At 40.4% G+C, this 11,074-nt stretch carries 9 protein-coding genes; all 9 read left to right on the forward strand.

The features are described from left to right. A partial coding sequence (locus tag E1176_RS12725; protein WP_246206040.1) for a penicillin-binding protein occupies positions 1-2,092 on the forward strand: 2,092 nt, incomplete at its 5' end. Then, on the forward strand, positions 2,092-3,555 hold the full coding sequence (locus tag E1176_RS12730; protein ID WP_155211015.1) for a UDP-N-acetylmuramoyl-L-alanyl-D-glutamate--2,6-diaminopimelate ligase: 1,464 nt from the start codon (positions 2,092-2,094) through the stop codon (positions 3,553-3,555). The genes E1176_RS12725 and E1176_RS12730, both read left to right, overlap by 1 nt. 9 nt (positions 3,556-3,564) lie before the next feature. Further along, a complete protein-coding gene (gene mraY / locus E1176_RS12735; protein WP_155211016.1) occupies positions 3,565-4,773 on the forward strand; it encodes a phospho-N-acetylmuramoyl-pentapeptide-transferase in 1,209 nt (402 codons plus the stop codon). A 36-nt stretch (positions 4,774-4,809) separates the two neighbouring features. Beyond that, complete coding sequence (locus tag E1176_RS12740; protein WP_155211017.1) at positions 4,810-5,181, forward strand: four helix bundle protein; 372 nt, start codon at positions 4,810-4,812, stop codon at positions 5,179-5,181. Between the two features lie 19 nt (positions 5,182-5,200). After that, positions 5,201-6,541 (forward strand): UDP-N-acetylmuramoyl-L-alanine--D-glutamate ligase, encoded by a 1,341-nt coding sequence (gene murD, locus E1176_RS12745; protein ID WP_343030532.1) that lies wholly within the window; start codon positions 5,201-5,203, stop codon positions 6,539-6,541. After that, positions 6,538-7,701 carry an FtsW/RodA/SpoVE family cell cycle protein gene (locus tag E1176_RS12750; protein WP_155211018.1) on the forward strand — a complete coding sequence of 388 codons (1,164 nt, stop codon included), beginning with the start codon at positions 6,538-6,540 and terminating at the stop codon, positions 7,699-7,701. Before murD ends, E1176_RS12750 begins: the two co-directional genes overlap by 4 nt. After that, positions 7,701-8,810, forward strand: a complete 1,110-nt coding sequence (gene murG, locus E1176_RS12755; RefSeq protein ID WP_155211019.1) for an undecaprenyldiphospho-muramoylpentapeptide beta-N-acetylglucosaminyltransferase — start codon at positions 7,701-7,703, stop codon at positions 8,808-8,810. Before E1176_RS12750 ends, murG begins: the two co-directional genes overlap by 1 nt. After that, complete coding sequence (murC, locus tag E1176_RS12760) at positions 8,807-10,207, forward strand: UDP-N-acetylmuramate--L-alanine ligase (protein ID WP_185152791.1); 1,401 nt, start codon at positions 8,807-8,809, stop codon at positions 10,205-10,207. Before murG ends, murC begins: the two co-directional genes overlap by 4 nt. Continuing rightward, positions 10,197-10,952, forward strand: coding sequence for a cell division protein FtsQ/DivIB (locus E1176_RS12765; protein ID WP_155211020.1), 756 nt, complete (start codon positions 10,197-10,199; stop codon positions 10,950-10,952). The genes murC and E1176_RS12765 overlap by 11 nt, the downstream gene beginning before the upstream one ends. Positions 10,953-11,074 lie beyond the last annotated feature (122 nt).

Genomic DNA, 11,074 nt, shown 5'->3' on the forward strand with positions numbered 1-11,074 from the left:
GGTGAACATTAAAAAATCAATATTACTGAGGGTTAGGGTTGCGTTTCTTATGACGGCCCTTTTCGCAGTAGCTATTGCTGTGAAGGTGGGTGATATACAGTTTGGCGAGGGTGAAAAGTGGCAAAAGATTGCCGACCAAACAACCTTTCAGTACCGTCAGGTCAAAGCCACAAGGGGAAACATCTACTCCGATAATGGAAGCTTACTTGCTACCGATTTGCCATTCTATAAAATAGCATTTGATGCTACAATTGCCTCTGAAAGTGTGTTTAATGAAGGTATAGATAGCTTGGCCTATTATCTCTCAAATCATTTTAAAGACAAAAGCATTGAGAGCTACAAGCGAGTATTCAAAAATGCCAGAGCTGAAAACAGACAATACGTTGTAGTAAATCGCAGGCAGGTTGACTATCAGGAGAAAAAGGTAATGGAAAGTTGGCCTATATTCCGTGAAGGAAGATTAGGCGGAGGCGTAATATTCGAGCGAGTAGACAAGCGATTTAGACCTTTCTCTAACCTCAGTAAAAGAACCATTGGCTTTATAAATGAAAATAACAGAGGGGCTGGTTTAGAGTACAGCTTTAATGAAGAGCTGGCTGGTAAGAATGGTGAAGCATTGTATCAAAAGATAGCAGGAGGCAATTGGAAGCCTGTTTTTGATGGTTCTCAAGTTAAAACTGAGCACGGTAAAGACATAGAAACGACCATTGATATCAATCTTCAGGATGTGAGTGAAACTGCACTTTTACGAGCGCTAGAGTATCATGAAGCAGATTATGGTGTAGTGGCCGTAATGGAAGTGAGTACTGGAGAGATTAAAGCAATTTCTAATCTCAGCAGAAATGCAAAGGGTTACTATTACGAAAGATACAACTACGCAGTAGGTGGCCTAAGAGAGCCGGGCTCTACTTTTAAGTTGGCTACAATGATCGCATTGCTCGAAGACACCAATATCAAATTGTCTGATAGTATCGATACTGGAGATGGTACATTCAAATTCTATAATGATGTTGTTCGTGATCACGAGAAAGGCGGCTATGGCACTATTACCATTCAAGATGCCTTCGAGCGATCAAGTAATGTGGCCATGGCAAAATTGGTCGATAGGCATTTTGGTAAAACTCCAGAGCGCTTCGTAGAATACCTGGATAATATTGGCGTTTCAAAACCGCTTGGTGTACAAATAAAAGGAGAGGGTATGCCTAAAATTAAAAGGCCTAATGATAAAGGCTGGAGTGGTATAACATTACCATGGATGGCTTATGGGTATGGCCTGGAAATTACTCCTTTACAAACGCTTGCTATGTATAATGCCGTGGCTAATGGAGGGAAAATGATGCGTCCTATAATTGTCAAGAAGGTGAAAATGGCCGACAAAGAATTGAAAACTTTCAGGCCTACTACACTTAACGATAGAATTTGCTCTGAAGAAACACTCGCTAAGCTAAGAGTTATGCTTGAAGGTGTTGTGGAAAGAGGAACAGCCAAGAATATTAATAATGCACATTACAAAATAGCTGGTAAAACCGGTACTGCTCAAATATTAGAAAACGGTCGGTACACGAGAAAGTATACCACTTCTTTTGCTGGTTATTTCCCGGCAGACAATCCTAAATATAGTGCAGTAGTGCTTATCCAAAACCCTAAAGGGTGGAGGCAATACGGTAGCAATGTGGCAGCTCCGGTTTTTAAGGAGATAGCCGATAATATTTATTCAAGAGACATTGACATGCACGATGCTATGCCTAAAGAGTTTATAGCAGAGAGTGGAGTCTTTCCAGTGATTAGATCTGGTAATTCTAAAGACTTAAAGTTGCTCTGTAATGAGCTTGGTATTTCTAATCATTCAGCTACTGAGAGCGATTGGGTACGTACGCAGGTTTATGGCAATGCAGTAAAATGGGTAGAAAATAAGACCACTCAAAATACTGTGCCTGATGTAACAGGCATGACTTTGCGTGATGCTCTGTTTGTGTTAGAGCAAACAGGATTGGATGTGGTAGTGGAAGGCTCAGGAAGAGTGACTGAGCAGTCATTACCAGTAGGTAAGAGAGTGGTAAAAGGGATTGACATTAAAATTAAATTGAGTTGATGGCTGAGTTGAGAGACATATTGTATAAAGTTTCTTTGATTTCTGCTTCGGGAGATATGCAGCGAGAGATCAAGTCAGTCACTTTTGATTCTAGAGAGGTTGGTAAAGGTTCGCTATTTGTGGCTGTGAGAGGTACTCAGGTAGACGGTCATGATTATATCGATAAAGCTATTGAGGCTGGTGCAGAAACCATCGTGTGCGAAGAATTGCCAGAGGATATTATAGATGGTGTAACCTATGTTGCTGTGCAAAATACAGCAGCGGCCTTAGGACTTATTGCCTCTAATTTTTACGGAAACCCTAGCTCCAAGCTTAAGTTGGTGGGTATAACCGGCACAAATGGAAAAACCACGATAGCTACATTACTATTTGATTTATATAAAAAACTTGGTTTTCCGGTAGGCCTGATTTCTACCGTCCAAAATCAGATCAATGATAAAGTAATACCATCATCTCACACAACACCAGATGCATTGAGGCTTAACGAGCTATTGGCTCAAATGGTGGAATCAGGTTGTGAATTGTGCTTTATGGAAGTGAGTTCTCATGCGCTTGAGCAGCATCGTGTTGAAGGAGTGAGCTTTAAAGGAGCAGTATTTACAAATATTTCTCACGATCATCTTGACTATCACAAAACTTTTGAAGCCTATATCAAGGCTAAAAAGAAGCTTTTTGATGGTCTTGGTGCACAGGCATTTGCCCTGAGCAATGTAGATGATAAGCGCGGGCGTGTAATGCTTCAAAATACCAAGGCAGAAAAGAATACATATGCCCTTAAAACCGTAGCTAATTTCAAATCCAAATTGGTGAGCAACACCATTCAGGGTATTGAAATGGAGATTGACGGTAAAAATGCCTGGTTTAGGTTGATTGGAGATTTCAATGCCTACAACCTTACAGCAGTGTTTGCGACAGCGGTACTTCTTGGAGAAGATGCCGATGAGGTTTTACAGCAACTTTCTTTACTCGAAGGCGCTCCCGGTAGATTCGAGCAAGTGACTTCTGATGCTAAAATCACAGCTATTGTCGATTATGCCCATACACCTGACGCGTTGAAAAATGTGCTGGAAACCATCAATGAGTTGCGAACTGGTAATGAGCAGGTGATCACTGTTGTGGGCTGTGGCGGAAATAGAGACAAGACAAAACGGCCGCTTATGGCATCAATAGCTTGTGGTTTGAGCGATAAAGTGGTGTTGACCTCAGATAATCCGAGGCATGAAGATCCGATGGCGATTATAAAGGATATGCAAGAAGGCGTGAGCCCTGTAGACTATAAAAAAACTGTGGTATTGGCCGATAGAGAAGAAGCAATTAAAACTGCTTGCCTATTGGCTACAGAAGGAGACATAATATTAGTGGCTGGTAAAGGTCACGAAACTTATCAGGAAGTAAAAGGTGTGAAGCACCAATTTGATGATAAAGAGGTATTAAGACGAATGTTAAACCTATTTGCAAACTAGAATTAGTAAATGTTATACTATCTATTTGATTTTTTAGAGAGAGAATTTAACCTGGTTGGCGCTAGTGTATTTCAATACATTTCCTTTAGAGCGGGCATGGCTGCGGTTATATCCCTCTTTATCACTATGCTCATAGGAAAACGGCTTATACACTTTTTGCAGCGACAGCAGGTGGGTGAGAGTATCCGTGATCTTGGGTTAGTAGGTCAGATGGAAAAGAAAGGTACACCTACCATGGGCGGGATCATCATTATTGCGGCCATTTTGATACCTGTTTTACTCTTTGCCAAGCTTGATAACGTCTATGTTATGCTGCTGGTAGGGGTAACGGTTGGACTGGGTATCATCGGTTTTCTAGATGATTACATCAAGGTGTTTAAGAAAAACAAAGAAGGATTAGCAGGGAAATTTAAGGTTGTAGGTCAGGTAACGATAGGTCTTGTAGTTGGTCTTACGCTTTATTTCCACGATGATGTGGTGATAAGAGAATATACAGATGAGGTAAGAATTGAAAATGGTGTGGAGGTAGCAGTTTTTGAAGACGTAAAATCTACCAAAACTACAGTTCCTTTCTTTAAGGATAATGAACTGGATTATGATATGCTTATCCCGTTTTTGAGTCATGATTATACCTGGGCAATGTATGTGCTCATAGTTATTTTCATCATTACGGCTGTTTCAAACGGAGCAAATATTACTGATGGAATTGATGGGTTGGCCGCAGGGTCGTCAGCAATTATTGGGCTTACCTTAGCCATATTCGCTTATTTATCCGGTCGTGTTGACTTTAGTGATTACCTCAATATTTTGCATTTGCCAAACCTCAGCGAAGTCGTGATTTTTTGCACAGCCTTTGTAGGCGCGTGTCTCGGCTTTCTGTGGTATAACTCATATCCTGCCCAAGTTTTTATGGGCGATACGGGCTCATTGGCATTGGGAGGCATCATTGCAACAATCGCTTTGGTGGTAAGAAAAGAACTTATGATTCCACTGGTATGTGGCATCTTTTTGATAGAAAATGTATCGGTGATTCTTCAGGTATCATACTTCAAGTATACGAGAAAGAAATATGGAGAAGGAAGAAGGATTTTTAAGATGTCGCCACTACATCACCATTATCAAATGAAAGGATTGCATGAGTCCAAGATTGTATCAAGGTTTTGGATTGTGGGAATATTACTGGCGATTATAAGCTTGGCAACATTGAAATTAAGATAAAAGAGAATTAAGAATTATGAGTTACGATTTAAGATTATGAGGAAGGAAGAGTTAATAGAGAGAAATAAAAGGTTTGTAGTCGGTGTGATTGATCTAATTGATCAACTACCGAAAACGATGTCGTTCTCTATATTTTCTCGTCAACTTTTAAGATGTGCAAGCTCAGTGGGTGCCAATTACAGAGCTGCTTGTCGGGCTAAAAGCACAGCTGACTTCATAAATAAGCTCAAAATCGTTGAAGAAGAGGCTGATGAATCAATGTACTTCCTTGAGCTGATCGAGTATGTAGACAAGGGTAAAAATTCAGAAGCAATTCAGTCACTTATTAAAGAGGCTGATGAGTTGGTTGCGATTTATGTGACATCTATTAAAACTTTAAAGGCAAAAAATCTAAAATCTAAAATCTAAAATCAAAAATCTAATCACCATATTAGGAGCTGGGGAAAGCGGAACAGGAGCAGCGCTTTTAGCGAAAGCTAAGGGCTACGATGTTTTTGTTTCAGACAATGGTGCTATTGCTACAAAGTTCAAAGAGCAATTGCAGGAAGCTGGAATACGGTTTGAAGAAAATCAACATTCTTTAGACACAATTTTGGCTAGCCACACTGTAGTAAAAAGTCCTGGTATCCCTGATAAAGTTGAAGTAGTTGGCAAGCTAAAGACAAAAGGTGTAGAGGTAATTGATGAAGTAGAATTTGCTTCTCGTTTTACTGAGGCTAAGTTTATAGCCATAACTGGTACAAATGGTAAAACCACTACCACACTGCTCACTTATCATTTACTGAAATCCGCAGGATTAAATGTGGGATTAGCCGGTAATGTTGGGCAAAGTCTGGCAAAGCAAGTCATTAAAGATTCATTTGATTTTTATGTTCTTGAGTTAAGCAGTTTTCAGCTAGATGGTCTTACTACATTCCATCCACATATCTCCATTCTGCTCAATATCACTCCAGACCACATGGATAGATATGATTACAGTCTTCAAAAATATTGTGATTCCAAATTTAGAATAACACATAACCTTACGGCTGAAAATCATTTCATCAATTTCTCTGACAATGCGCTGATTAAGGAAGGAATAGCGCAAAGAGAATTCACTGCCACCATGCATGGGGTGTCACTCCAAGACCAAGATTGCACTGCTTATCTCAATGGGGAAGTAATGTATTTTGAAGATGGTCTGGAAATCAGCCAGGGAGAGACTGTCTTAAGAGGCCCGCATAATGCCATCAATATGATGAGCGCTATCACTGCAGCAAGAATTCTAGGTGTTTCCGAAAAGGACATTAGAGATGGGCTAAAAACTTTCAAAAATGCTGCGCACAGGTTGGAATACGTAGCTACCATCAATGATGTGTCTTTTATCAATGACAGTAAGGCTACAAATGTAGATTCTGTAAAATATGCTTTAGAAAGCTTTAGTGAGCCATTGGTCTGGATTGCAGGTGGTATTGACAAAGGCAATGACTATGACCTGATCATGGAATCTGTAAATGAGAAAGTGAAAGCTTTGGTTTGCCTGGGTAAAGATAACAGCAAGCTAAGAGAAGCCTTTCACAAAGAGATAATTAACCTGCTGGAAACGGATAATATGAAAACCGCAGTTCGATCTGCCATGGATTATGCGCAGGCAAATGATGTGGTGTTGTTATCTCCGGCATGTTCAAGTTTTGACTTGTTCAAAAATTACGAGGATCGTGGTAATCAGTTTAAAGATGCTGTGATCGAATTAAAGAAAGAGTTTGAAAATAAATCATCGAATCAATGAGCAAGGTGAAAGCATGGGTAGATGAACACTTGAAGGGCGACCCGGTAATTTGGGCGGTAGTCTTTGCTTTGTCTTTGATAAGCATTCTCGTGGTTTATAGCGCTACTGGCACTCTTGCTTTTAAGCGCATGAGTCACCCTGAGACATATTTATTAAAGCATACATTGCTTGTCGGGGTTGGACTTTTGGCCATGTGGTTTGCACATAAAGTAGACTATAGGTATTACTCAAAGCTCTCAAGATTTGCATTGTGGATCAGCGTTCCTTTGTTGATTTACACATTTACTAATGGTGTAAGTCTCAATGATGCCAGCCGTTGGATAAATGTGCCAGTGATTAACGCTTCTTTTCAGCCGTCTGATTTGGCGAGTTTAGCATTGATCACAAGTTTGGCTAGTATGTTATCCAAGCGTCAGCAAAATATCGCTGATTTCAAAGAGTCATTGATTCCTATTCTTATCTGGTGTGGGGTTATATGCGGATTAATTGCACTTACAAACTTATCATCAGCCATACTCTTATTTCTTACCTGCATGTTGATCATGTTTATTGGTCGTGTGCCTGTGAAGTACCTGGCCATGTTGGTTTTTGTAGGAGCTCTGGCAGGTGTAGCTGCACTTAAGTTTGGTGTGCGTGGGGAAACTGCAAAGAACAGGATCGAAAACTTTATGAGTGGCAAAGAGCTTCCTTTTCAGGCTAAACATGCACGAATTGCAGTAGCCACTGGGGGAGTAGTAGGCAAGGGTCCAGGTCAAAGTCAACAAAGAAATATACTACCGCATCCTTATTCAGATTTCGTTTATGCGATCATTATCGAAGAGTACGGCATGGCAGGTGGTGTCATAGTTTTAATACTCTACTTGATCTTACTGTCGAGAGGTATGAAGGCAGTGGTGAAAAGCGAAAGAGCATTTGGTGGCTTGCTCTCGGCAGGGCTGAGTTTTGCCATTGTAGTACAAGCCATGGTAAATATGGGAGTTGTGGTAGGTCTTGGGCCGATTACCGGTCTGCCTTTGCCATTGATAAGTATGGGAGGTACATCTCTTTTATTTACAGGACTTTCTATAGGCATTATTTTGAGTGTAAGCAGGGGTGAGTTTGATCAGTCCTGGAATAGTAAATCTTCTGGTACAATTAAAAATATGGTGAAAGCAGCTTAATGACTGAAAACAAACCATATCGATTCATAATAAGCGGAGGGGGCACTGGAGGTCACATTTACCCGGCTATTGCTGTGGCAAATGAGATCAAGAGCCGTTACCCGAGTGCGCAAATATTATTTGTAGGCGCCAAAGGTAGAATGGAAATGAAAAAAGTACCTGAGGCTGGCTATCAAATCATCGGTTTGTGGATTAGCGGATTTCAGCGTAGGGTGACGATTGAGAATCTCTACTTCCCGTTTAAAGTCCTCTTTAGCTACCTGGCAGCACAGAAATTAGTCAAGAAGTTTAAGCCTAATGCAGTGCTTGGCTTTGGAGGCTATGCGAGCGGTCCTATCATGTTGGCGGCAACGAGCAAGAAATTGCCAAGCATAGTGCAGGAGCAAAATTCTCATGCAGGCATGACTAATAAAAGCCTGGGTAAAAAGGTGAATAAGGTTTGTGTTGCCTACGAAAATATGGACAGGTATTTCCCGAAAAGCAAGATAAGGCTGACTGGAAATCCGGTTAGGAAGGACATTATTTATTCCGGCCAAAAAAGAATTGACGCTTTAAAGCACTTTGGTTTAGAAACCAATAAGAAGACTATTCTGGTGATAGGAGGAAGTCTTGGGGCTCGTACCATAAACCGCTCTATGCTAAAAGGGGTGATGGCCTTGTCAGAAGCTGGCTATCAGGTTATCTGGCAAACAGGCCGCTTTTATTATGACGAAGTGCAGTCAAAAGTTGCAGATATGCAGCTTACAGGTGTGAGAATACACGAGTTTATTAAAGAAATGGATTTGGCTTACGGGGCTTCTGATGTGGTCATAAGCAGGGCCGGAGCTCTTTCAGTGTCTGAGTTGGCGGTAGTTGGTAAGCCAGTGATATTTATTCCATCACCTAATGTAGCAGAGGATCATCAGACGAAAAATGCAATGGCTTATGTGAATAAGGAAGCAGCTCTTATGGTCACTGATAAAGAAGCCATGGATAAGTTGGTGAGAACAGTGCTTGACTTACTGAATGACGAGTCGCTACAAAACCGGTTAAGCTCAAATATTAGAAAGCTGTCTAAACCAGATGCGACAAAGAATATTGTGGATGAATTAATGGAATTAATTAAGTGAATATAAACAGCTACCATAGCGTCTACTTCATAGGTATCGGAGGTATCGGTATGAGTGCGCTTGCCCGATGGTTTAAGCGTAGTGGCTTCTATGTAGCTGGTTATGATAAGACAGAAACATCGCTCACCTCAAAATTAATAGAGGAGGGCATTGAAATTCACTTTGAAGATGAGGTAAATAACATTCCTGAAAAGGTCATTAGCAATAAAAAAGATGCTTTGGTGATCTATACTCCGGCTATTCCCAAACTGCATAAAGAGTTTAACTACCTGCGAGATCAAGGCTTTACAGTCATGAAGCGCTCGGTAGCACTAGGCCATATTACTGCAAGCATGCAAACTGTGGCCATTGCCGGTACACATGGTAAGACTACTACCTCTTCTATGGTAGCGCACATACTTAAGCATGCAGGTCTTGATATAGCGGCTTTCCTTGGTGGAATAGCTACTAATTACGAGTCAAACTTCATAGCCAACGAGCGTATTGCAGATGATACAATTGCTGTAGTTGAAGCGGATGAGTTTGATCGCTCATTTCTGACGCTTAATCCAAATATAGCTGTGGTCACTTCTGCTGATGCTGATCATTTAGACATTTATGGCGATGAAAATAGCCTGCATACATCATTTAAAGAATTTATAAATAAGTTAAAAAGCACAGGTACATTATTTATCAGTGAGAAAATAGCTAGTGAATTGGTTGATGAAAATTTCAAACAACCACTTCATACCTATGGCATTAACCAGGGGCAATTTTTTGCCAGTAATATTACCATGAATAATGGATTTTTTGTCTTTGATTATCGTGACGAGCTGCATAACATTGACGGTCTTGAACTTGGCGTCCCTGGTTTTCATAATGTAGAAAATGCAACAGTAGCAATTGCTGTAGCATTGCAATTGGGTGTGGCACCCGAAAAAATAAAACCTGCAATTAAGGCTTATAAAGGAGTGAAGCGCAGGTTTGAGTACGTCATTAAGCACCCTAACCTTGTGTTTGTTGATGATTACGCTCACCACCCTGTTGAGATCGAGGCCTTTCTCAAATCATTACAGGCTTTATACCCCGATAAGAAGGTTACTGCTATTTTCCAGCCGCACCTGTACTCACGTACCAGAGATTTTGCTGATGGATTTGCAAAAAGTCTTAGCCTGGCAGATGAAGTGATATTGCTGGATATCTACCCTGCTCGTGAGGAGCCTATAGAAGGGGTGACCTCTGACATAATCTTGAAGCAGATAGATTTAGATGCTAAGCAAATTGTAAGAAAGGAGAATTTACTAGAGATGCTAAATGACAAAGACCTCGAAGTAGTAGCAACTATTGGTGCAGGTGATATCGATAAGTTGGTATTGCCTATTAAAGAAAAATTAAAAGTGAAGTACAATGCTGCGTAAGATACATTTCACACATACCGTCAAAGTGATGCTGGCCCTGGTTGTGGCAATGGTCATAATTGGTTTTACGGAGCGCAAGAGTACTGATAATACCTGTCAGGATATCGTAATACGCATCGAGAATCAAAACGGCAATTACTTTGTCGATGAAAATGACATTCTCCAGCTTATGACTGCCAATGGCGATGAGGTGATAATAGGCAGCAGTTTCGATGATCTCAATCTGAAAGAAATTGAACAGCGCGTAGAACAAGAGTCATTTATAAAGGGCATACAAATCTATCGCGACTTGAAAGGAAATATGCTAGTGGAAGCAGAGCTACGCAGACCATTTGCGAGAGTGGTGGGTAAGAATGCAAGTTATATCGCAATGGATGGCACGTATTTGCCAATTTCTAGAAAATATAATACAAGAGCCGTCATCCTATCCGGTAAGTTTTTCAATCAAATTGGAGCCAACTTATTAGATACAGAAGATGGTGAGGCCATCTATGAAATGCTCAACTTCATTTATAAAGATGAGTTTTGGAGTGCGCAGATCGCACAAATGGAGATAGATAAGAACTTAAACATTCTCATTTATCCGCAGGTGACAAAGCAAATCGTAGAGTTTGGAACACCTGAAGGTTTTGAGAAAAAGTTTAAGAAACTGAAAATCTTCTATAAGGAGATTTTGCCCCGAAAGGGATGGAATACGTATGAACGCGTCAATTTGAAATATAAAGATCAAATAGTCGCGGAATAATTAGATATGAGAGTTCGGAATTGTGAAATGAGATTTGACATGTGTAAAAGAAAGGAGTCGATTCTAACTAACAATATCTATGTACTAAATACTAAGAATATAACAACCACTATAAAATAAAA

The sequence above is a fragment of the Fulvivirga aurantia genome (assembly GCF_009711475.1).
Taxonomy (GTDB): domain Bacteria; phylum Bacteroidota; class Bacteroidia; order Cytophagales; family Cyclobacteriaceae; genus Fulvivirga; species Fulvivirga aurantia.

Excerpts from the sequence above, each read along its gene's own strand:
- E1176_RS12740 (WP_155211017.1), top strand. The coding sequence starts at position 4,810 with ATGAGGAAGGAAGAGTTAATAGAGAGAAATAAAAGGTTTGTAGTCGGT.
- mraY (WP_155211016.1), top strand. The coding sequence starts at position 3,565 with ATGTTATACTATCTATTTGATTTTTTAGAGAGAGAATTTAACCTGGTT.
- murG (WP_155211019.1), top strand. The coding sequence starts at position 7,701 with ATGACTGAAAACAAACCATATCGATTCATAATAAGCGGAGGGGGCACT.
- E1176_RS12765 (WP_155211020.1), top strand. The coding sequence starts at position 10,197 with ATGCTGCGTAAGATACATTTCACACATACCGTCAAAGTGATGCTGGCC.
- E1176_RS12750 (WP_155211018.1), top strand. The coding sequence starts at position 6,538 with ATGAGCAAGGTGAAAGCATGGGTAGATGAACACTTGAAGGGCGACCCG.
- E1176_RS12730 (WP_155211015.1), top strand. The coding sequence starts at position 2,092 with ATGGCTGAGTTGAGAGACATATTGTATAAAGTTTCTTTGATTTCTGCT.